Source organism: Cognatundibacterium oligocarboniphilum, assembly GCF_013377855.1.
Lineage (GTDB): Bacteria > Pseudomonadota > Gammaproteobacteria > Burkholderiales > Burkholderiaceae_D > Undibacterium > Undibacterium oligocarboniphilum.
The window spans coordinates 38,425-61,664 of the sequence record NZ_JABXYJ010000009.1 but is presented as its reverse complement, the minus strand read 5'-3'; the positions used below and the strand labels follow the sequence as shown (position 1 = coordinate 61,664).

Sequence of the window (23,240 nt, the reverse complement as noted above, 5' to 3'; positions counted from 1 at the left end):
GCGCTAACATAGCAATTCGGTGATAAAAAAACCGCGCCCTGAAGCGCGGTTTTTTTATCATGCAGTACCATCCCCTTGAGAGAGGGCAATATTTCTACTTCTTGCGTTGCGGCGGCAGGTCGGTACAAACGCCTTTGTAGACTTCGGCAGCCATACCGATCGATTCACCCAGCGTCGGGTGCGGATGGATAGTTTTACCGATATCCACCGCATCTGCGCCCATTTCAATGGCCAGCGCAATCTCACCGATCATGTCACCGGCGTGCGTACCGACGATACCACCGCCGACAATGCGTTTAGTTTCTGCATCAAACAGCAATTTGGTGAAACCTTCGTCGCGACCATTTGCGACTGCACGGCCGGAGGCCATCCACGGGAACAAGCCTTTTTCGACCTTGATACCCTTGGCTTTGGCTTCGTCTTCAGTCACACCTACCCATGCAACTTCAGGATCAGTGTAAGCCACCGATGGAATCACCTGGGCGTCGAAATAGGTTTTTTCACCAGCCGCTGCTTCTGCTGCCACATGCGCTTCGTGAACGGCTTTATGCGCCAGCATAGGCTGGCCGACCAGATCACCAATCGCAAAGATATGCGGCACGTTAGTGCGCATCTGTTTATCGACGTTGATAAAGCCACGGTCGGTCACATTCACACCGGCTTTGTCTGCGGCGATCTTCTTACCGTTAGGACTGCGACCGACAGCCACTAACACCAGATCGTAGATTTGTGGTGCTGGCGCAGCTTCGCCTTCAATAGCAGACGCAAACGTGACCTTGATGCCTTCCGGCAGCGCTTCCACGCCGACCGTTTTGGTTTTCAGCATGATGTTGTCGAAGCGTTTTTCATTGTGCTTCTGCCAGACCTTGACCATGTCGCGGTCGGCGCCCTGCATCAGGCCATCCAGCATTTCAACCACATCGATACGCGCACCGAGTGTCGAATAGACGGTCGCCATTTCCAGGCCGATAATGCCGCCACCGATCACCAGCATGCGTTTCGGTACCTGACGTAATTCCAGTGCGCCGGTGCTGTCGACGATACGTGGATCAACAGGTACAAATGGCAGATTCACGACGGAAGAACCAGCAGCAATAATCGCCTGCTTGAACTGCACTACTTTTTTGCTACTGTCAGCCGCCGTCACTTCAATATGGTAAGGGCTGAGGAACTGGCCAACGCCCTGCACGACATTGACCTTGCGCGCTTTCGCCATGCCGGATAAGCCGGTCGTCATTTTTTTGATGACGCTTTCTTTGTAGCCGCGCAGTTTATCGATATCGATCGCCGGTTTTGCGAATGTCACGCCCAGCGCTTCCATGTGCGAAGTTTCATCGATCACCGCTGCAACGTGCAACAGCGCTTTGGATGGAATACAACCGACATTCAGGCAGACACCGCCGAGTGTTGAATATTTTTCGATCAGCACCGTATTCATGCCCAGATCGGCAGAGCGGAAGGCAGCGGAATAACCGCCGGGACCAGCACCGAGTACCATCATGTCGCACTCGATATCGACCTGCCCCGTGTAACTGGATGCCACAGGTGCAGGAACAGCCGGAGCAGTTGCAACGACTGCTGCCGGTGCAGCTGCCGCAACCGCAGCAGATGCCGCAGATGTTGCACCCACAGCTTCCACCAGCAACAGCAATGAGCCTTCGGCTACTTTATCGCCAACCTTGACTTTGATTTCCTTGATCACACCGGCGTGGCTGGAAGGAATCTCCATACTCGCTTTGTCCGACTCAACCGTGATCAGAGACTGATCGACCTTGATCGTATCGCCGGCTTTGACCATGACTTCGATGACTTCGACTTCTTTGAAATCGCCGATGTCCGGTACTTTGACTTCGACGATGCCTGTTACTGCCGCAGCCGCAGGCGCAGTAACAGGAGCTGGAGCAGCAACTACCGCAGTTGCAATAGCCGGAGCAGCCGATGCAGCAGGTGTTGCGTTCGCTGCCGCACCTTCAGCCTCAACCACAAGGAGAATACTGCCTTCCGCGATTTTATCGCCGAGCCTGACCTTCATTTCCTTAATCACACCAGCATGGCTGGAAGGGATTTCCATACTGGCCTTGTCCGATTCAACTGTCACCAGCGACTGATCGACCTGAATCGTATCACCGACTTTCACCAACAATTCAATCACTTCAACTTCTTTGAAGTCACCGATATCAGGAACCTTAACTTGAATAGCGCTCATCGTATTGTCTCCGTTCACAGCAAGGTTTTACGCAGATCAGCCAACACATCGGCCAGATACGCTGTGAATTTCGCCGCCATCGCGCCGTCAATCACGCGGTGATCGTAGGACAGCGACAAAGGCAGCATCAGACGAGGCTGGAATGCCTTACCGTCCCATACCGGTTTGATACTGGATTTCGACAAGCCCAGAATCGCCACCTCAGGTGCATTGATGATCGGTGTGAACGCTGTACCGCCAATTCCGCCGAGTGAAGAAATCGTGAACGTCGCGCCTTGCATATCAGCAGGTTTCAGCTTGCCTTCGCGCGCCTGGGTTGACAATTCACCCATTTCCAGCGCGATCTGCGACAGAGTTTTCTGATCAGCATTCTTTACAACCGGCACCACTAAGCCATTTGGCGTATCGGCAGCAAAACCAATGTTGTAATACTGTTTCAGAATCAGGCTTTCACCGGTTGCGTCGAGTGAAGAATTAAATGCCGGGAATTTTTTCAGTGCAGCCACACTCGCTTTAATCACGAAAGCCAGCATGGTGAGCTTGACGCCGGATTTTGCCATCGCTTCGTTCGACGATTTGCGGAAATCTTCGAGACCGGTGATGTCGGCTTCGTCGAATTGAGTAACGTGCGGGATCATGACCCAGTTGCGATGCAGATTCGGGCCGGACAATTTTTTGATACGAGACAAAGGCGAAGTCGTCGTTGCACCAAATTTACTGAAATCCAGCGATGGCCAGGCCAGCAGATTCAGTCCTGCGCCACTGCCATTCTGCGCAACCGGCGCGGCAACCGCAGTGCTGCCAGCCATGATGCCTTTGACGAAGTTCTGTACGTCTTCCTGCGTGATACGACCTTTGGGGCCGGAGCCGGCAACGCGGCTCAGATCGACGCCGAGTTCACGTGCAAATTTACGGATCGAGGGCGAGGCATGCGCTTTGCCCGCGGATGCCGTAGCAACCGGCGCTGACGCTGATGCGGTTGATACGGTTGCTGCTGCAGTCACTGGTGCCGTGGGTGCTGCTATTGGAGTCGCTACCGGCACTGCAGGTGCAGCAACTGGTTGCGCAGGCGCTGCTACGGGTGCAGGCGCTGCCGCATCGCCACTGGCTTCCACGATCACCAGCAAAGAACCTTCGGCCACTTTATCGCCGAGTTTAACTTTGATTTCTTTGATTATACCGGCATGGCTGGAAGGAATTTCCATGCTGGCCTTGTCAGACTCAACCGTGATCAGCGACTGATCGACCTTGATGGTGTCTCCAACCTTCACCATCAGCTCAATGACTTCCACTTCCTTGAAATCACCGATGTCCGGCACTTTGACTTCAATTGTACTCATAGCTTTAGCTCCGCTTTGCTTTATCTGAGAAGAGAGCCATGCCGCGCATGACTCTCCTGCTTTGCTTGTGTTGGATTACACAGTGACCGGATTGGGTTTGTCTGCATTGATGCCGTATTTCGTGATTGCCTGAGCAACGACGGAAGCGGACAAGGCACCTTCATCCGCCAGCGATTTGAGTGCAGCAATCACAACGAAGTAACGGTTTACCTCAAAGAATTCACGCAGTTTCGCACGCGAATCGGAGCGACCAAAACCGTCGGTACCCAAGACCTTGTAGCTACGGTCTTTCGGGATGAAAGCACGTACTTGTTCTGCAAATGTACGCATATAGTCTGTCGATACCACGATCGGACCAGTCGTGTCTTTCAGGCATTCAGTGATGTATGGCAAACGTGCTTCTTCGGTTGGATGCAACATATTCCAGCGTTCAGCATCCTGGCCGTCACGCGCCAGCAATGTGAAGGATGGTGCGGACCAGACGTCGGCAGCGATGCCCCAGTCGGATTGCAGCAGTTCAGCAGCTGCGATCACTTCGCGCAGAATCGTGCCGGAACCCATCAGCTGTACGCGGTGCTTGGTCTTTTCTTCCGACTTCTGCAGCAGATACAGACCTTTGATGATACCGTCTTCCTGCCCCGCTTTCAGACCCGGATGGCTGTAGTTCTCGTTCATCAGCGTGATGTAGTAGAACACGTCTTCCTGGTTGGTGACCATGCGGCGCAGGCCGTCGTGCATGATGACCGCGACTTCATGCGCAAAGGTCGGGTCGTAAGGCACGCAGTTCGGAATGGTCGAAGCCAGTACATGGCTGTGGCCATCTTCATGCTGCAAACCCTCACCGTTGAGCGTGGTGCGGCCCGCAGTGCCGCCCAGCAGGAAGCCGCGTGCCCGCATATCGCCCGCAGCCCAGGCCAGATCGCCGATACGCTGCAGACCAAACATCGAGTAATACGTGTAGAACGGAATCATTACGCGGTTGTTCGTCGAGTACGAAGTCGCTGCGGCGATCCAGGAACTCATACCACCGGCTTCATTAATCCCTTCTTGCAGAATCTGACCGGCTTTATCTTCGCGGTAGTACATCACCTGATCTTTATCGACCGGTTCGTACAACTGCCCGACCTGACTGAAAATACCGATCTGACGGAACAGACCTTCCATACCGAAAGTACGCGATTCATCGACCATGATAGGCACCACGCGCGGCCCCACGCTGGCATCGCGCAACAGGGCGGTCAGAATACGCACATAAGCTGCAGTGGTGGAAATCTCACGGCCCTCGGCAGTTGGTTCCAGCATTGCCTGGAACGCGCTCAATGGCGGAACCACCAATACTTCATCGGCTTTCTGACGACGCTGCGGCAGGTAACCGCCAAGCGCTTTACGACGTGCATGCAGGTATTGCATTTCCGGCGTATCGTCGGCTGGCTTGTAAAACGGAATCGCAGGCAGATCGGCATCGGCAATCGGCAACTGGAAACGATCGCGCATGGCTTTGATCGCTTCATCGTCCAGCTTCTTGGTGTTGTGCGCCGTATTGCGCGCTTCGCCGGATTTACCGAAACCGTAACCTTTAATACTCTTCGCCAGAATCACGGTAGGCTGACCTTTATTTTCCTGCGCAACCTTGAATGCGGCATAAATCTTGTGCGGATCGTGACCACCGCGGGTCAGACGCCAGATATCGTCATCCGACATCTTGCTGACCATTTCCAGCAGTTTCGGATGCTTGCCGAAGAAATGCGCACGCACATAAGCGCCATCTTTTGCTTTGTAGTTCTGATATTCACCGTCCACGGTTTCCATCATCACTTTTTGCAAAATACCTTCTTTGTCTTTCGCCAGCAGTTCATCCCAGCCTGCGCCCCAGATGACCTTGACCACGTTCCAGCCGGCGCCGCGGAAATCGGATTCCAGTTCCTGGATGATCTTGCCGTTGCCGCGCACCGGGCCGTCCAGGCGTTGCAGGTTACAGTTGACCACAATGACCAGATTGTCCAGTTGCTCGCGTCCTGCCATGCCGATCGCGCCCATCGATTCCGGCTCATCCATCTCACCATCACCACAGAAAGCCCAGACTTTACGCTTTTCGGTATCGGCAATGCCGCGTGCATGCAAGTACTTCAGGAAGCGTGCCTGATAGATCGCCATCAAGGGACCCAGGCCCATTGAGACGGTTGGGAACTGCCAGAAATCCGGCATCAGTTTCGGATGTGGATAAGAAGACAGACCTTTACCATCGACTTCACGGCGGAAATGCAGCAATTGTTCTTCAGTCAGCCGCCCTTCGAGGAAAGCGCGGGCATAAATGCCCGGTGCGGAGTGTCCCTGAATGTACAGCAGATCGCCGCCATGTTCTTCGGTTGGTGCGTGCCAGAAATGGTTGAAGCCGATGCCCAGCATATTCGCAAGCGATGCGAAACTCGACAGGTGACCGCCCAGATCGCCATCCAGCCGGTTGGCTTTCACCACCATCGCCATCGCGTTCCAGCGCATATAAGAGCGCAGCTTTTCTTCGATTTCCAGATTGCCCGGGCAATGCTCGCCCTGATCGGCAGGAATCGTATTCACATAGGCTGTGTTGCTGGAGAAAGGAATGTGCGCTCCGCGGCGGCGCGCCAGATCAACCATGCGCTCCATCAGATAGTGAGCGCGCTCAGGACCTTCATTTTCAATCACAGATTCGAGCGCATCCAGCCACTCATTGGTTTCCATGACATCGGGATCATTAACGGCTTGCGCCAGAACTTGGTCTATCTGGGGTGACATAAGGGTCTCCTGTTGGTGCATTCTCACTGAAAATGCGCGTTGACTTATGGACGAATCAGGGCATTACATTTGTTAGTGCAGGCATTCTAACAGGGTTTTTTATTTTTCCAAATAGCGATATTTGATTTCATAATGCGGTATTTTGTTTGCATCGCAACATACTGTTTCTATCTGTTATGTTGCCTTCTGCAAACGCCAGTCACCCTGCTGCATCCGTTGTATAAATGCAGGATTTTCCACTTTAGGTGACAATGCGTCGACGATCAACGGCAGCCTGTATCACTGTGTCCGGGCAATAAAAAAGGGCGATGATTTCTCATCGCCCGAGGACAGACCTTGACGGTAAAGTACGGTCGCTGCACACCTATGGCATGTGCTTATTCACTAGTATTTGACAGATCCAGATGATTGCTGCCGACACTATCAGCAATTACTTGAACTTGTACTTCAGACCCAGTTTGAAATAACGGCCAATCGCGCCACTGGAATCCATTGGGTTATAGCTCATGCCACCATAAGTCAGCGGATCCAGCGGAGCAACTTTGTCGAACAGATTTTGCACGGAACCGAATACTTCCAGATTCTTCATCGCTTTCCAGCGGAAAGACATGTCAAATGTTGTAAATGATGCCAATGTGCAGTCTGCTGTCGGGGCATTGCCGCCATTCGCCAGTTTCGATGCGCACAGGTCGCCTTCGAAATAGACGTTGCTCATTTTGCCGCGATAGTTTGCGGTACCGGTCACGTTCCAATCAGCCTTATCCCAGGACAAAATCAGATTAACTTTGTCTTTTGGTGTACCGGCACAATTGGAAGTGTCGCAGTTGCCATGTGTACCAGCATATTCATAGGCTTTGCCGCTCTTTTCGACGCGCTTCCAGGAATTCACGTGCGTCCAACGTACATCGGCTGTCAACTTGCCGTATTCGCCCAGGTTAAAGCGCTGCTTCGCATCCACATCCAGACCGCTGATCTGGGTATAGCTGGAATTCTGGTATGGCGCCTTGGAAATCAGCAGGGTTCCTGTGTTAGGCGTCACTACACCGCCAATGGTCAGGTTATTGTCCGAACGGATCGCCGTTGGTAACGCGGCAGCTTCCACATACGTCAGTGGATTGATTTCGTTGCTGCGTTTGATCATCCAGCCATCCACTGCAAAACTGGTATTTGGTAGCGGATCCCAGACCATACCCAGGGTGTAGCCCTTGGATGTTTCTGGCTGCAGGTTAGGATTACCCACCTTGACGGCAGCGACAGTTGCCGCGCAGTCATTCGCTGTTGCCCCTGGCAGCGGCGTGCCATTCGGGCAGCGGATCGGATCACGCACAGTGGCAGAACCCGTACTCTGACTTTCAATACCAGATTCAGCCGCACCCGGAGCACGGAAGCCTTCTGAGTAAGTGCTGCGGAATGCCAGTTCCTTCATTGGTGACCACTTGATACCCAGTTTTGGCGTGGTTGAATTAAAGTTGGAGTATTTGTCGTAACGCACTGCGGCAGACAATTCAACGGTCTTTAACACCGGTGCCAGCAATTCAGCATAAAAGGCCGCAATATTCTGGCTGCCTTTGGCGGCGACATAGCTGGCATTGATCGAACCATCCTGTGTACCGCTCAGGGATGGGCTGTCGAGAGATTCACGACGGTATTCAGCACCGACCGCCAATCCCATCATACCGCCGGCCAGCGGCATCAGTTCGCGGGAAGCTTTGAAGTCGATAATGTCCATCTTGGTGGTGCCATCAGCAATCGCATTGGTCACCATCGCGGCATACAGAGATGCCGGATTTTTACCAGCCTGCGCTCCAATGTAGTATGGGAAATATTTGCTGTTAGGATCACCCAGCGCGGATTTGACAACTGCCATATTCAGCATGTTGCTGTAATTCAGATGCAGTTGTGTTTCAGAATGCAGATACGCTGTATCAAAATCCCAGCCCGCCACATTACCTTTCAGACCGGCAACAAAGCGATTGAATGAATTATCTGCAGAACGGGTGCTCGGGCCGACGTCAAATGCCGAATAACGCACGCGCACCGGGACACCGTACGGGTTTTGCGGATGATTCGCCGCCAGCACGATCGTGGTACCTGCACCGGAACCATAGTTAATCACACCGGTCGGATTCAACGCATTCGGAGGGAAAGCGACGGTTGGTGTGATAGATGGCGGAGTCATCGTAAACGATGTCTTGCGCTGGGAATAACCTGCTTCTACATAAGCCTGCATGTCCTGATTCAGCTGCCAGGTGCCACGCGCAAACAGATTCACACTGTCAATCTGCGGCTGCATGGAACGGAACTGATCCTGATACCAGAGGCAACCGCCGCCCGGATCCTGATTCTTGGTAGTCGACAGTGTGGAGCAGCCAGGCAAGGAAACGTAATTCAGCGTTTTAGGATCACGGATAGAGCCTGTCGGGCTGGCAGATGCGCTGTTTGTACCGCTGATATAACCAGCTGCAAACTGTGTCGCCATCGGATAACCCCAAGGACGCAGATCACCGGCGCCAATCCAGTCACGACGACCGGCGCGGTCGCTGTTCTGCAGCTTGTCGGACTTCGATACTTCCGCATTCAAAATCACGTTGTAGCGATCCTGCTCAAGATCACCGAAGCCGGCTGTGACAGAAGCCTTGCTCTGATTCGCATCGCGATAACCGGAAGTGCCGGCAGATGCGCTGGCAACGATACCGGTGAAGTTTTTACGCAGGATAATGTTGACCACGCCGGCAATCGCATCCGCACCATACACGGAAGACGCACCGTCTTTCAGAATTTCAATCCGCTCGACCACTTCCATAGGAATGGTGCTGAGATCGGTAAACGTTTTCTGACCATCGTCAGCACGGCCAAACGGCGCCATGCGACGACCATTCAACAATACCAGTGTCGAGGTTGCACCCAGACCGCGCAGGGAAATTGCCGTCGAACCGGCAGCAAAACCGTTACCAAAACCGGTTGGCAGGGAACCTGCACCGTCCAGTGCCAGTGTCTGCAGGAATTCTGCCACTGTCGCCTTGCCGGACTTGTCGATATCGGCCCGGTTCAGAATCTGCACCGGGGAAGCCGTTTCAGCCTCGGCACGTTTGATGTTGGTCCCGGTGACTTCCACACGCTGAATTTTGGCATCTTCCTGTGCCAACACAGGCTGGGCAATCACACCCGCTGCCACCATCAGACTACCTGAAAACGTCATCCGCAATGATCGTGAGATCACTTTTTCCTTATGCATTGTCTACTCCAAAAGTACGATGAATTAATAAAAAATAGAAAGAAAACGAATTAATCAAAAATTTTTCACTATTATTTTTTTTGGAAATTATTTTTCATATCTAACATGAAGCCACCAGCCCATCGACGCTGTCAAACTCTTTGCGTCTGTTTTGTATATTTTTGTATTAAATTGTATCTTTTTTAGGACAATTCACTTTCCTAAAAGCAACATTTAAAAATCTCTATTATTTTCTCAAACACAGCCGTGATACCTGTTTGAAGATGACTGTACCAATCGTCAAGAAATCCAAGGCTTGCCTGTCATCCTTTATAATCTTGGCTTGTCTTTCCTCACATCCCACCATCATGACTGCTCAGATCATCAACGGAACACTTCTCTCCCAACAAATACGTGCTGATGTGACTCAGCGCGCAAAAGCGCTGACAGCCAAAGGAAAACAGCCAGGCCTGGCCGTCATTCTGGTCGGAGAAAATCCTGCATCCCAGGTGTATGTCAGAAACAAAGTCAAAGCCTGCGAAGACTGCGGCTTTTATTCCGTACTCGAAAAGTACGATGCCACACTGACCGAGAGTGCCCTGCTGGGGCATATAGATCGCCTGAACCATGATCCGAAAATCCATGGCATTCTGGTTCAACTGCCGCTCCCGCCGCATATTGATGCCAATAAAGTCATCGAAGCGATTGCGGCAGAAAAAGACGTGGATGGCTTTCATATCAGCAATGCTGGCCTGCTGATGACTGGGCAGCCACTGTTCCGGCCCTGCACGCCTTATGGTGTGATGAAAATGCTGGAGTCAATCAATTATCCGGTGCGCGGCGCGAATGCAGTCGTGGTCGGTGCGTCTAACATCGTCGGCAAACCACAGGCCATGCTGCTCTTGCAAGCCGGTGCTACCGTCACCATCTGTAACTCCAAGACCCGCGATCTGGCGGCACATACCCGTAACGCAGACATCCTCGTTGTCGCCACCGGCAAACGCAATATCGTGACGGCAGATATGGTGAAACCGGGCGCTGTCGTGATCGATGTCGGGATGAACCGCGACGACGAGGGTAAGCTGTGCGGCGACGTAGACTATCTGCCGACCAAAGAGGTCGCCGGCTACATCACCCCGGTTCCGGGAGGTGTCGGTCCAATGACGATTACCATGTTGCTGGTTAATACCATAGAAGCTGCTGAAAGAAATTAAGATGACGGACCATTCTCCTTTGCTTGACCTGAGCGATTTACCGCGTTTCACCGAAATCAGTGCGGAACAGATTTCTCCCGCGATACAGGCTTTATTAACGGAAAACCGTGCAGTCATTGACAGACTCACCAATGACCGGATTCAGGTCAGTTGGGAGAACATCGTCGAACCTCTGGAAAATGCCACCGAAAAACTGGCAAGGGTCTGGGGCGTTGTCAGCCATCTCAATGCAGTTGCTGATACGCCGGAGCTACGCGCGGCTTACAATGAAAACCAACCCGCAGTCACCGAATTCTGGACCGAGCTGGGCCAGAATCTGACATTATTCAGTCAATACAAAGCCTTGCTCGGGCATCCGGAGTTTGCTTCCTGGCCGGCGGCACGCCAGACCATCATCCGCAATGCGATCCGGGATTTCCGGCTGGGCGGGGCGGAACTTCCCGCGGAACAAAAACAGCGTTACGCTGAAATTCAGGAAAAACAGGCGCAGTTATCCACGCGTTTTTCTGAAAACGTTCTGGATGCCACCAATGCCTACGAACTGCTGATAGAAGATCGCCAGCAGCTGCGCGGGCTGCCTGAGGATGCGATTCTGGCGGCAAAAAATGCAGCTGAACGCGAGCAGAAAAATGGCTACAAATTCACGCTGCATTTCCCCTCTTATTTTCCCCTGCTGCAGTACGCAGATGAGCGCAGCGTGCGTGAAACAATTTATCGAGCCAACGCCACCAAAGCATCGGAACTCGGTGCCAAGCCGGAGTGGGACAACACCGTCATCATCACGGAATTATTACAGTTGCGACGCGAAGAAGCCCGGTTGCTCGGCTACCGGAATTTTGCCGAAGTTTCTCTGGTCAGCAAAATGGCCGAATCACCCGAGCAAGTCAGCCGGTTTCTGGAAGACCTGGCTCAGCGTGCGCGTCCTTATGCTGAAAAAGATCTGCAGGAACTGCGGGAATTTGCAGCGCAACAGTTGGGGATAGAGAAACTGGAAGCCTGGGATGTAGCCTATGCATCAGAAAAATTACGGGAACAGCGCTATGCGTTCTCCGAACATGAAGTCAAACAATATTTTCCGGAACCACAGGTAATCCAAGGTTTGTTTCTGGTGATACAAACACTGTTCGGCGTCAGCATCCAACCGGATCATGCCAGCGTCTGGCATCCTGACGTGAAGTTTTATCGTATTGAAAAAGACAATCAGCTGATCGGCCAGTTTTATCTCGACTTATATGCCCGCAACGGCAAACGCGGCGGTGCCTGGATGGATGACGTCCGTGGCCGCAGGCTCAAATCCGGTAATGTGCAAACGCCGGTTGCCTATCTGGTCTGCAATTTCACCGAACCTGCTATCGTTGACGGTGTGACCAAACCAGCCTGCTTCACGCATGATGAAGTGATTACACTGTTCCATGAGTTCGGGCATGGCCTGCACCATCTGCTGACACAAGTCGATGAGTTGTCAGTTTCCGGCATTTCCGGCGTTGAATGGGATGCGGTGGAACTACCATCTCAGTTCATGGAAAATTTCTGCTGGGAGTGGGATGTGTTACAGCAGATGACGGCACATGCAGAATCTGGCGAAACGCTGCCCCGCAGCCTGTACGACAAAATGCTTGCAGCAAAAAATTTCCAGTCGGGCTTGCAGACATTGCGCCAGGTGGAATTCGCCCTGTTCGACATGCGTCTGCATGACCAGTTCGATCCGCACGGCATCCAGTCGGTACAGGACATTCTGAACACAGTGCGGGAACAGGTATCGGTATTCACGGCGCCGGAATTTAACCGTTTGCAGCATTCTTTCAGCCATATTTTTGCCGGTGGTTATGCGGCCGGTTATTACAGCTACAAATGGGCAGAAGTCCTGTCTGCGGATGCCTTTGCTGCCTTTGAAGAGCATGGTCAGCAGAATGGCAGCGCACTGTCACGGCACGTCGGACAAAAATTCCGCCAGGAAGTGCTGGAAATGGGTGGCTCACGCCCTGCCCTGGAATCATTCAAGGCTTTCCGCGGCAGAGAGCCTCAAATCGACGCGTTATTGCGGCATAGCGGCATGGCTGCCTGAGGAATATTATGAAACTACATCGCCATGTAATCTGCCTGTTGCTACCTGCGCTGTTCGCGGCAAGCAGCGCTCAGGCACAGCTCTATAAATCGGTCGGGCCGGACGGAAAAGTCACTTATTCCGACACACCGCCGCCGGTCAATCAAAAACTCGTGGAAAAACGTGATTTAAACAACGCCATCGACACCAGCAATCTACCTTATGAACTGGCGCAGGCAGTTGCGCAAAGTCCGGTCATCCTATACACCGGCGCCAGTTGCGCACCATGCAATGACGGAAAAAATATGCTCAGAACAGCGGGCGTACCTTTTGCTGAAAAAACCGTTAAATCCAACGAAGATATTGAGAAACTGAAGCAGGCTGGCGGCGATACCCAGCTTCCGTTATTGCTGGTCGGGCGTCAGAAACTGCGCGGTTTCAGCACCGAAGAATGGCAGTCTGCCTTGACCAGCGCCGGTTATCCCTCAAGCAACCGTCTGCCGGCCAGTTATCGCTATCCGCCGGCAGAAAGCGCCGCACCATCAGCCGCTGACAACGGTAAAACTGCAACCCAGACGCCAGCCGCGCCAGTCAGAAAATCTCTCCCCGTAAAAAAACCGGATACGGACAATGGTTTCCGGTTCTGACAGCATGCGCATCGACTTTCATAGCAAAGTCAGTGAACCATTTTTGTATGCCTGCCGGCTGGTACGCAAAGCGCGTGCCGCCGGCCAATCCATGACTGTTTACCACAACGATATTCAGGCCTTGCGCCGTTTCAGTGAAATGCTGTGGACATTCAGTCAGGAAGATTTTTTGCCGCATGTGATGGCAGGCGATGCGCTGGCAGCACAGACGCCAGTACTTCTGACCCATCAGGATCTGGAGCATGCGCCTCATACCGGGCTGCTGATCAACCTGAGCGAATTGATCCCCGAGCATTTTTCACGCTTTGCGCGCATGATAGAAATCGTCTCCGCCGGAGAAGCAGAAACCCTTGCCGCGCGTGAACGCTATCGCCATTACCAGCAGCAAGGCCATCAGCTCAGCCATCACGTCGCTAAATAACATGTCTACTGCTCACGAAGATAATATTCCACTGCTGACAGAAATCATTTTCCCGGAAACGCCTACCAGCGCTCCCGCGGAAAAGGCCGTCACCACAACCCAAATGCAATCTCAATCAATATCTTCCGTCTTGACGCAGGATGACTGGCAACAACTGGAACAACGTATCAGGGAAGAAACGCTGAAGCAGGTGCTGGGACGCATCGATTTCGTTCTGGAACATCGCGTGCGGGACAACCTGGCCGATGTGCTGCAAACTGCCGTGGAAGGACTGACCACAGAAATCCGGGCCGGACTCAAAAAATCGCTGGAAGAAATGATTACCCGTGCGGTGACGCAGGAAATCACGAAGATAAAAATGCAAAAATAATTAAAAACATCAAATTTATTTTTAAAAATAAACATCAATCCAGTTTTTACTTTTTAAAATAAAAATATCTCAGCCATTTCTGATTACATAAAAAACTCCTGATTTCTTACAATTTCTCCAGATCACACAGGAGAATTCCGTCATGAAAGTCATCGTCCTCGGTGCCGGCATCATCGGCACAGCCAGCGCCTGGTTCTTATCTCGTCAAGGGCATGAAGTCACCGTCATTGAGCGCCAGCCCGGCGCCGCGCAGGAAACCAGCTTCGCCAACGGCTGTCAGATTTCGGTATCCCATGCCGAGCCGTGGGCCAATCCATCTGCTCCGTTGAAAGTACTGAAGTGGCTGGGACAGGATGACGCGCCCCTGCTGTTCAGGCCGCGCGCCGACCTGCTGCAATGGATCTGGGGCATGCATTTTCTGCGTGAATGCACACCACAGCGTACCGCGCACAATATCCGTCAAATCGTGGCTATTTCTGAATACAGTCGCCAGACTTTACAGGCTTTGCGCGCAGAGACAGGAATTACTTACGATCATCTGACCGCCGGTATTCTGCACTTCTATACCGATCAGAAAGAATTTGACAATTCCCTGCCAGCGGCGCAGCTGATGCGCGATCTGGGATGTCCGCGGGAATCGGTGGATGCCGATGAAGTGGTGCGGCGTGAGCCGGCGTTGGCTGGTATCCGCCATAAAATCGTCGGTGGAGATTTTACCGCGACCGACGAATCCGGCGACGTCTATCAGTTCACCAGCAAACTGGCGCAAAAGGCGGCAGCTCAGGGAGTGAATTTTCAGTACAACACCAGTGTCACCCGGCTGTTACACGAAGGCACTGGCGCCAATGCCAGAATTACCGGTGTGGAATTGATCAATAGTGAAGGCCGCCACCAGACCCTGCGGGCCGACAGCTTTGTCGTCGCCATGGGCAGCTTTTCGCAGGCATTGCTGCAACCGCTGGGAATCCGGCTCATGATTTATCCCGGCAAAGGCTACTCGGCCACCTACCCGATTATTGAACCCAATGCAGCGCCAACCATTTCCCTGACCGATGATGGTTACAAACTGGTAGTGTCCAGGCTGGGCAACCGGCTGCGGGTCGCCGGTACCTGCGAGATCAATGGCTATACGCGGGAGCTGAATCAGGCGCGTTGCGAAGCGATTACCAGACGCACCAGAGAGCTGTTTCCCGATGCCTGCAATTACGACCAGGCAGCTTACTGGACCGGCCTGCGGCCGCTGACGCCCTCCAATATTCCCTATATCGGAAAAACCCGTTACCAGAATCTGTATCTGAATACGGGTCATGGAACACTGGGCTGGACCATGGGTGCCGGTTCAGGAAAGGCGATTGCCGAGATTGTTTCAGGTCGACAGCCGGACGTCGATTTTGTCTTCACCGGCATGTCCGGCCAGTCTCCGGCCATGCAGCTGGCAGCCGGCTGACCTCAGAAGTTTTCATCTTTGTACCTGTGCGCACTGTAGCGCGCACATCCGCCATTTACCCTCACGTCCCGCGATATTGATCCAGATCATGTTCCGGGACGTTCTTTTTTGACGAAAAAGTCACACTGGGGCAGATTTATTTCCCTGTTTTGACTTGTAATTCCACCGCTTTTTCATCGAAAGCAATACGGGTCGTAAACTTGGTTTTTTTCATCGGAAAACGGGAATGAAAATGCCGTACATTTCCCGGGCCGGAAATGGCGCGGCGCACAAATTGATAGTAGGCATCCATGTCAATGACGTGCACAACGACAAAATAATCGTACTCGCCAGAAACAAAATAACACTGCATGACCTCTGCTTCCTTATTCATACGCGCCTCAAATTCGTGCATGAATTCGTCGGCCTGATTCAGCAGCGAGACTTCCAGAAAAGCCAGCATTCCGTATCCCAGTGCGAAGGGGTCAACCATGCTGATATCTGCATTGATCACGCCTTCCTCGCGCAAATCTCTGATGCGGCGCAAACAAGTCGGCTGGGAAACATGCAGTTTGTCCGCCAGCACTCTGGTCGGAATCTGGTTATCTTTTTGAAGATGATTCAAAAGCTTGCGATCAAGCTTGTCCAGCGCACGAAAATGGGGCATATAAAAATCGTCTGTTTTGAAAAAAAACCGCAGAAAATAGCTTTGCGAAATATTTTTTATGTTGTACCTTTTGTTTTATTCAGTGTTCTGAATAAGTCGGTGAAGCAGTAATTTCGTCTACTTTTTTTAATTCCTTAGGAGTATGTTCATGTCGTTCAAAACTAAAATGATTCCACTGGCTGGCGCGATTGCTTTCGCTTTTGCCGGTACGGCAGCAGCAGAAGATCTGGTGGTCAAGATTGGTCACGTTGGTCCGGTTTCCGGTTCTATTGCCCATCTGGGTAAAGACAATGAAAACGGCGCCAAAATGGCGATCGAAGAACTGAACGCCAAAGGCGTGATGATCGGCGGTAAAAAAGCAAAATTCGAACTGCTGGCCGAAGATGACGCAGGCGATCCAAAGCAAGGCACCACCGTAGCACAAAAACTGGTTGACGCGAAAGTAAACGGCGTTATCGGTCACCTGAATTCCGGCACAACCATTCCTGCATCCAAGATTTACAACGATGCCGGCATCCCACAGATTTCCCCATCCGCAACAGCTGTTCCTTACACCAATCAGGGCTTCAAAGGCGCATTCCGCGTCGTCGCCAACGATGGTCAGCTTGGCGGCACACTGGGTCGTTATGCTGTACAGATTTCCAAAGCGAAGAAAATCGCTGTGATTGACGATAAGACAGCATACGGTGAAGGCGTTGCAAAAGAATTCACCAAAGGTGCTAAAGGAAAGGGCGCCGAAATCGTCGTCACTGAGCACACGACAGACAAATCCACAGATTTCAGCGCAATCCTGACCTCCATCAAGGCAAAGAACCCTGATCTGGTTTTCTTCGGCGGTATGGACGCAGTGGCAGGTCCGATGCTGCGTCAGATGAAAGCACTGGGTTTGAATGCGAAGTTCATGGGTGGCGATGGTATCTGTACAGCTGACCTGGTTAAACTGGCTGGCGACGGCATCGGCGAAGGCCAGGTTGTCTGCGCTGAAGCAGGCGGTGTTCTGGATGCTCAGAAGAAAGTCAACGAAGACTGGAAAGCAGCTTACAAAAAGAAATTCGGCGTAGAAGTGCAGATTTACGCACCGTATGTTTACGACGCTGTCATGACAATGGTAGAAGCGATGAAGCAGGCTAACTCTGCTGATCCTGCGAAATACCTGCCAGCACTGAAGAAAATCAAATACAAGGGTGTCACCGGCGATATCTCCTTTGACGATAAAGGCGACATCAAGGATGGCACACTGACGCTGTACACTTACAAAGGCGGCAAGCGTGATCTGCTGACTGTCACGAAGTAATCCGAGCAGCGTGCACATAGAAAAGCCCGGCATGCCGGGCTTTTCTTTTGATGCAAACACAATGCAGCACATGTGCGCAACCTGCCGGCCATTGAACGGCAGAGCAGGTCAGAACATCTTACTTCAGAGACAATACCCACTTCACCAGTGTCTTTGCTTCAGCCTCACTGACCTGAGGATTCGCTGGCATCGGGATTGCACCCCATACGCCACTGCCACCCTTTTGCACTTTCTCGACCAGTTTGGCTTCTGCTGTCTTGTCGCCAGCATATTTCTTTGCCACATCTTTGTAGGCTGGACCAACTACCTTGTTATCTACCGCATGACACGCCATGCAGTTTTTTGCCTTGGCCAGATCAGCATTAGCCATTGCAGAACCAGACGCGAATACAGCCAGAGTTGCTCCTACCAATAATGCGAGTTTCATTGTTTTCTCCCGGTTAAAAAAATGCCGCTTCATTTTAACGCTTTTCTTCCGTCTGAATGCAACTGGAATCAGCCGGATTGACCTGATGCAAATTCCGCATTAATCTGCGGGGCAAAGGAAATCAATTATGCTACTCATTCTTCCCTTAGTGTTACTGCTGGTACTGAAACTGGCTAATGTCTGGATTTTCGGAACCATGTCCTGGTGGTGGTTCATCGGACTGGCCGTGCTGGTATTTCTGTGGTTTGAATTTTTTGAGCGTATGCTGGGAATGGATAAGCGCAAAGATATTGCCCATTACGAGAAGATGCAGCAAGAAAGAGTCAAACGTCAGTTCGACAAGAAAACCGGACGACGTTGAAAACAACGACCACCTTCCCGTCTGAATCCCGCCGGTGCTGACAACAGCGTACGCCATGAACCCATCCGATATGCGCCAGCCTGAATTGCGCCAGTTGCGTTACTTTGTTGCCGTTGCGGAAGAGTTACATTTTGGGCGCGCTGCAGCTCGCCTGCACATGACACAGCCGCCATTATCCCAGGCGATTCAGATGCTGGAAGCAGTGCTCGGCACCGCCTTGCTGACCCGCAACACCCGCCACATCGCCCTGACCCCGGCGGGGCAGGCGCTGCTACCGGAAGCGCGTCGCCTGCTGGAGCAGGCCCAAGGGCTGCATGCACTGGTACAACGGGCTGCTGCCGGCACAGAGGGCCACCTGTCGCTGGCCTTTGTCTCAATTGCCGATTACAGCATTCTCCCGCCGCTGCTGCGCGCCTATCGCCAGCAACACGTCGGAGTCAGCATTGAACTGCGCGAAGCGACCACCGATGTACAGCTTGAAGCACTGGAAAAAACAGAGATCGATGCCGGCTTCGTGATCCCGCCGTTGCCGGATCGCCTGCAACCGCTGCTGAACTACCGGAAAATCCTTACCGAACCATTGATGCTGGCAACGCCAGAGCAGACGTTTCCACACCACGCCGCCATCCGCCTGGCGGACTGTGCCGGACAAGCGCTGATTATGTTTCCGCGCAAAATTGCTCCTGCATTGCACGACACGATTCTGGGCTGCTTTCACCGTGCCGGACTGGTGCCGGAAATCGCTCAGGAGGCAATACAGATGCAAACCATCGTCGGTCTGGTGTCAGCAGGCATGGGCATCGCGCTGGTGCCGCAATCAGTCTCTAATCTGCAGCGCCCCGGCGTGGTGTATCATCCGGTCGCAGACCAGACTGCGCAGGCAGAAATTGGTCTGGCCTGGCGCAGCGACAACCCGTCTGCGGTGCTGGCGACATTTTTACAGCTGCTTCCCGACACTCTTGCCACTGATACTGACTGAATTTATGTTGATTCATCCCAACCCTGATCCCGTTGCTCTGCACATTGGCCCTTTGTCTATCCACTGGTATGGCCTGATGTATCTGGTGGCGTTCATGCAGTTTGTCCTGTTGGGTCGCTGGCGCCTGCGTCTGCCGCATGTCGCCGCCAAAGGCTGGACCCGTGAGCATATCGACGACATGCTGTTTTACGGCGTGCTTGGTGTGATTCTGGGCGGACGGCTGGGGGAAGTATTGTTTTACGGTCCGACTTACTATGCTGCGAATCCGCTCGAAATTTTTAAAGTCTGGAAAGGCGGTATGTCGTTTCATGGCGGTTTTCTCGGGGTGCTGATCGCCATGTCGCTGTGGGCACGCAAAACAAAAATGCATCTGGCCGATGTATATGATTTTATTGCGCCGCTGGTGCCGCTGGGATATGCCGCAGGCCGCATAGGCAACTTCATTAATCACGAATTACCCGGCCGGGTCGCTTCCGCCGATTTGCCGTGGGCAATGATCTGGCCGGGAGTGGACCATCCGGTACACCCGTCGCCTATTTATCAGGCACTGGTCGATGGTGTGCTGCTGTTTGCCATCTTATGGTGGTTCGCCAGCAAGGCGCGACCCCGCTTAGCGGTCGGCGCCCTGTTTGTGCTGCTGTACGGTTGCGCGCGCTTTTTCACCGAATATTTCCGCACGCCGGATTATGAAGTCAGCTTTGCCGGTCTGACCATTTCTGCCGGGCAAATGCTGTCCCTGCCGATGATCGCAGTGGGCGCCGCCCTGCTGTATTGGGCATACCAGATCCAGAAACCTGTCCCCCGATAAAAAAATAGGGAGTATGTTAAAAAATCAACCTTTCACCCAGACTAACATTGGCCATTTAAACATACTCCCCTCCAGTATATTTTCGTTCTGACGACGAACTATTTAGTCATTTCTTTGTCACATGGCAACTGGCGGTATTCCGTTCGGGATACCGTCGCCCTCATTTGCTATCCGGTGTTCCGGAAGATCATTTATTCAAACAAGGAAATTCCTATGCAACGTACCCTGCTCTCCTTAGCCGTATTCGCTGCACTGACAACCGGCGGTGCCGATGCCGCAGACAACCAGACCAAAACGGTCGTGACACCGTCCGCCACCACGGCAGCCGCCAGCCGCGTTTCTGGCATCGACCTGCAATGGATCGATCAAAGCGTGCGGCCACAGGATGATTTCTTCCAGTACATGTCCGGAAAATGGCTGGCCGAAGCAGAGATTCCAGCTGACCGCGCGCGCTTCGGTTCGTTTGATCAGTTACGTGAATTGTCTGAAAAACGTTCTTTCGACATCATCAAAGCCCTGTCCGCAGATAGCAGACTCAAAGCGGGCAGCAACGAGAAAAAAATTGCCGACCTCTACAACAGCTTCATGGATGAGGCGCGTGCCGACAAACTCGACATCCAGCCGCTGCAGAGCAGCTTTGAGCGGATTGACCGGCTGATGCACAAAGAAGATTTACCGGCCCTGATTTCCTATCTGGGGAAAATGGGCATATCGCTGCCGGTGCAATCCGGCATCGGTCAGGATGCCCGCGATTCAAGCAAATACGCCGTGTATCTGAGTCAGGGCGGCCTCGGCTTGCCGGACAGGGACTATTACCTGAAAGACGATGACGCTAAGCTCAAGGGCTTCCGGGACGCCTATCTGAAGCATGTGGAAACCATGCTGGCCATGAGCGGCCAGAAAGAAGCGGAAAAAGCCGCTGCCTCCATCCTGGCGCTGGAAACCGAGATCGCCCGGATTCAGTGGAGCAAAGTCGAAAACCGTAATCCGGTCAAAACCTATAACAAGATTGAAATCGCCAAACTCACTACCCTGTTGCCGGGCTTCGACTGGACCATGTACTTCGCCGGTACCGGTGTCGGCAAACGGGTTGATTACGTGATCGTGCGCCAGCCGGATTTTCTCAGCAATCTGGCCAAAATCATCAGCGACACGCCGGTTCCGGTCTGGCGCACTTACTTTAAATGGAAACTGCTGGACGCCTATGCCAGCCTGCTCTCGAAACGCTTTGTCGATGAGGATTTCCAGTTCTCCAGCGTCGTCCTGCGCGGCATTCCTGCCAATCAGCCGCGTTGGAAGCGTGGCGTGGCGCGCGTGGAAGACTGCATGCCGGAAGCACTCGGCAAGCTGTATGTGGCACGCTATTTCCCGCCAGAGAACAAAGTCCGCATGGAGCAACTGGTCAGCAACCTGACCCTGGCGTACAAGCAGAGCATTGAAACACTGGAATGGATGAGCCCGGAAACCAAACAAGAAGCGCTGACCAAACTGTCGAAATTCACGCCGAAAATCGGTTACCCGGATGTCTGGCGCGACTACAGCAAACTCGATATCCGCAAGGACGATCTGGTCGGTAACATCATGCGCGCCCGCGCCCATGAGTACCATCGGCAACTGGCAAAACTCGGCCAGCCGGTGAACCGCAAAGAATGGGGTATGAGTCCGCAGACCGTGAATGCCTATTACAATTCGCGTCAGAATGAAATCGTATTCCCGGCAGCGATTCTGCAGCCGCCGTTCTTCAATCCGGCGGCTGACGATGCCGTCAATTACGGCGGTATCGGTGCCGTCATCGGCCATGAAATCAGCCACGGCTTTGATGATTCGGGCAGCCAGTCCGATGGCGACGGCAATCTGCGCGACTGGTGGACCAAGGAAGACAAAACGAACTTCAGCAAACTGACCACGGCGATGATCGCGCAATACAATGCCTACAGCCCGCTGCCCGGCTATCATGTCAACGGCGCCCTGACGCTGGGTGAAAACATTGCCGATAATTCCGGTCTGTCGATTGCTTACAAGGCTTACCAGCTCTCGCTCGGCGGCAAGCCAGCACCGGTGATCGACGGCTATACCGGCGACCAACGTCTGTTCATGGGCTGGGCCCAGGTCTGGCGCGGCAAGGCACGCGATGCCGAAACGATCCGCCTGCTCAATATCGATCCGCATTCCCCGGCATCGGTGCGCGGTAATGCGCCGCTGACCAATATTCCGGGCTTTTATGCAGCGTTCGGTGTGAAAGAAGGTGACAAGATGTATATCGCCCCTGAGAAACGCATCACGATCTGGTAAAACCCGTCACTGCTGCGGCGATGCAGCTCACGGCAAACCTCTTTCATCATCATGGTGAAAGAGGTTTGTTATCCGCTCTGGAAATGCAGCCGCTACGCGATACACAGCATCAGTCTGATCAGACATTCACGCAGTCCTCAGATTCTGATATGGATCATTTCCCGCCACGGTATTTTGCATTACACTCGGCGGAATCATTCTCGATTTGGCAGTTTCCGATTATTCGTTTTTTGATTTCCCATTTTTCAGGAGCATGTATGGATCAGCATCAGGCCCTGGTCAGCTGGAAGCGCGCAGGACAGGTATTCAGCGACAACCAGTACAGCCGCGCACATGAATGGAAATTTGATGGCGGCTTGAGCGTCCCGGCGTCGTCCGCACCATCCTCCGTACCGCTGCCGTATTCCGTCGCAGAAAATGTCGACCCGGAAGAAGCGCTGGTAGCGGCATTGTCCAGCTGCCATATGCTGTTTTTCCTCGCATTTGCAGCCAAACAGGGTTATATCGTCGATAGTTATACCGATGATGCGACTGGCTACATGGAAGCCAACGAAAGACGCCGCAAATCGATCACCCGCATCACGCTGCGGCCGCATGTCGAATTCTCCGGCGACACCATCCCCAGCACCGATCAGATTGCCGCCTTGCATGCGCTGTCTCACGATCATTGCTACATCGCGAATTCGATCCGTGCCGAAGTCAGCATCGAATCGGCCTGAACCAAAACCTTTAAGACGATCAGAAAGTCAGGACAACGT

Annotated in this window: 17 protein-coding genes and 1 pseudogene; 12 read left to right on the top strand and 6 right to left on the bottom strand. The window is 52.9% G+C overall.

The window, feature by feature from the left end:
• Nucleotides 1–94: 94 nt before the first annotated feature.
• The 4 genes and pseudogenes from lpdA to HV832_RS14650 form a co-directional block, all read right to left on the bottom strand.
• Nucleotides 95–2,206 carry a dihydrolipoyl dehydrogenase gene (lpdA, locus tag HV832_RS14665; protein WP_176804601.1) on the bottom strand — a complete coding sequence of 704 codons (2,112 nt, stop codon included), beginning with the start codon at nt 2,204–2,206 and terminating at the stop codon, nt 95–97.
• A 14-nt stretch (nt 2,207–2,220) separates the two neighbouring features.
• Nucleotides 2,221–3,603 (bottom strand): annotated as a pseudogene (gene aceF, locus HV832_RS14660) (dihydrolipoyllysine-residue acetyltransferase); the annotation flags it as partial.
• Between the two features lie 18 nt (nt 3,604–3,621).
• Nucleotides 3,622–6,318, bottom strand: a complete 2,697-nt coding sequence (aceE, locus tag HV832_RS14655) for a pyruvate dehydrogenase (acetyl-transferring), homodimeric type (RefSeq protein ID WP_176804600.1) — start codon at nt 6,316–6,318, stop codon at nt 3,622–3,624.
• Nucleotides 6,319–6,748: 430 nt separating this feature from the next.
• Nucleotides 6,749–9,553, bottom strand: a complete 2,805-nt coding sequence (locus tag HV832_RS14650; protein WP_176804599.1) for a TonB-dependent receptor — start codon at nt 9,551–9,553, stop codon at nt 6,749–6,751.
• Between the two features lie 347 nt (nt 9,554–9,900).
• Between HV832_RS14650 and folD the strand changes: the two genes are divergently transcribed.
• The 6 genes from folD (at nt 9,901) to HV832_RS14620 (ending at nt 15,675) form a co-directional block, all read left to right on the top strand.
• Complete coding sequence (folD, locus tag HV832_RS14645; protein WP_176804598.1) at nt 9,901–10,746, top strand: bifunctional methylenetetrahydrofolate dehydrogenase/methenyltetrahydrofolate cyclohydrolase FolD; 846 nt, start codon at nt 9,901–9,903, stop codon at nt 10,744–10,746.
• 1 nt (nt 10,747) lies between these two features.
• On the top strand, nt 10,748–12,811 hold the full coding sequence (locus HV832_RS14640) for a M3 family metallopeptidase (RefSeq protein ID WP_176804597.1): 2,064 nt from the start codon (nt 10,748–10,750) through the stop codon (nt 12,809–12,811).
• Nucleotides 12,812–12,819: 8 nt separating this feature from the next.
• A complete protein-coding gene (locus HV832_RS14635) occupies nt 12,820–13,437 on the top strand; it encodes a glutaredoxin family protein (protein ID WP_176804596.1) in 618 nt (205 codons plus the stop codon).
• Nucleotides 13,421–13,858: a DNA polymerase III subunit chi gene (locus tag HV832_RS14630; protein ID WP_223827351.1), complete on the top strand. Its 438-nt coding sequence runs from the start codon at nt 13,421–13,423 to the stop codon at nt 13,856–13,858. The genes HV832_RS14635 and HV832_RS14630 overlap by 17 nt, the downstream gene beginning before the upstream one ends.
• A gap of 1 nt (nt 13,859) precedes the next feature.
• Nucleotides 13,860–14,228, top strand: a complete 369-nt coding sequence (locus HV832_RS14625; protein WP_176804595.1) for a hypothetical protein — start codon at nt 13,860–13,862, stop codon at nt 14,226–14,228.
• Nucleotides 14,229–14,370: 142 nt separating this feature from the next.
• A complete protein-coding gene (locus HV832_RS14620) occupies nt 14,371–15,675 on the top strand; it encodes a D-amino acid dehydrogenase (protein ID WP_176804594.1) in 1,305 nt (434 codons plus the stop codon).
• A 136-nt stretch (nt 15,676–15,811) separates the two neighbouring features.
• Here HV832_RS14620 and HV832_RS14615 read toward each other — a convergent pair whose 3' ends face one another.
• Nucleotides 15,812–16,321 carry an Lrp/AsnC family transcriptional regulator gene (locus tag HV832_RS14615; protein WP_176804593.1) on the bottom strand — a complete coding sequence of 170 codons (510 nt, stop codon included), beginning with the start codon at nt 16,319–16,321 and terminating at the stop codon, nt 15,812–15,814.
• A gap of 148 nt (nt 16,322–16,469) precedes the next feature.
• Between HV832_RS14615 and HV832_RS14610 the strand changes: the two genes are divergently transcribed.
• Nucleotides 16,470–17,615: a branched-chain amino acid ABC transporter substrate-binding protein gene (locus HV832_RS14610; protein WP_176804592.1), complete on the top strand. Its 1,146-nt coding sequence runs from the start codon at nt 16,470–16,472 to the stop codon at nt 17,613–17,615.
• 118 nt (nt 17,616–17,733) lie between these two features.
• Here HV832_RS14610 and HV832_RS14605 read toward each other — a convergent pair whose 3' ends face one another.
• The gene (locus tag HV832_RS14605) at nt 17,734–18,042 is read right to left on the bottom strand and encodes a c-type cytochrome (RefSeq protein ID WP_176804591.1); all 309 of its coding nucleotides are present in this window, start codon (nt 18,040–18,042) and stop codon (nt 17,734–17,736) included.
• Nucleotides 18,043–18,169: 127 nt separating this feature from the next.
• On the opposite strand from HV832_RS14605, the gene HV832_RS14600 reads away from it, so the two are divergent.
• From HV832_RS14600 to HV832_RS14580, 5 genes are all read left to right on the top strand, one after another.
• The gene (locus tag HV832_RS14600) at nt 18,170–18,403 is read left to right on the top strand and encodes a TIGR04438 family Trp-rich protein (protein WP_176804590.1); all 234 of its coding nucleotides are present in this window, start codon (nt 18,170–18,172) and stop codon (nt 18,401–18,403) included.
• Between the two features lie 55 nt (nt 18,404–18,458).
• A complete protein-coding gene (locus HV832_RS14595; RefSeq protein ID WP_176804589.1) occupies nt 18,459–19,382 on the top strand; it encodes a LysR family transcriptional regulator in 924 nt (307 codons plus the stop codon).
• 4 nt (nt 19,383–19,386) lie between these two features.
• On the top strand, nt 19,387–20,190 hold the full coding sequence (gene lgt / locus HV832_RS14590; RefSeq protein ID WP_176804588.1) for a prolipoprotein diacylglyceryl transferase: 804 nt from the start codon (nt 19,387–19,389) through the stop codon (nt 20,188–20,190).
• A gap of 213 nt (nt 20,191–20,403) precedes the next feature.
• Nucleotides 20,404–22,482, top strand: a complete 2,079-nt coding sequence (locus tag HV832_RS14585) for a M13 family metallopeptidase (RefSeq protein WP_176804587.1) — start codon at nt 20,404–20,406, stop codon at nt 22,480–22,482.
• A 257-nt stretch (nt 22,483–22,739) separates the two neighbouring features.
• The gene (locus HV832_RS14580) at nt 22,740–23,201 is read left to right on the top strand and encodes an OsmC family protein (RefSeq protein WP_176804586.1); all 462 of its coding nucleotides are present in this window, start codon (nt 22,740–22,742) and stop codon (nt 23,199–23,201) included.
• Nucleotides 23,202–23,240: the final 39 nt, after the last annotated feature.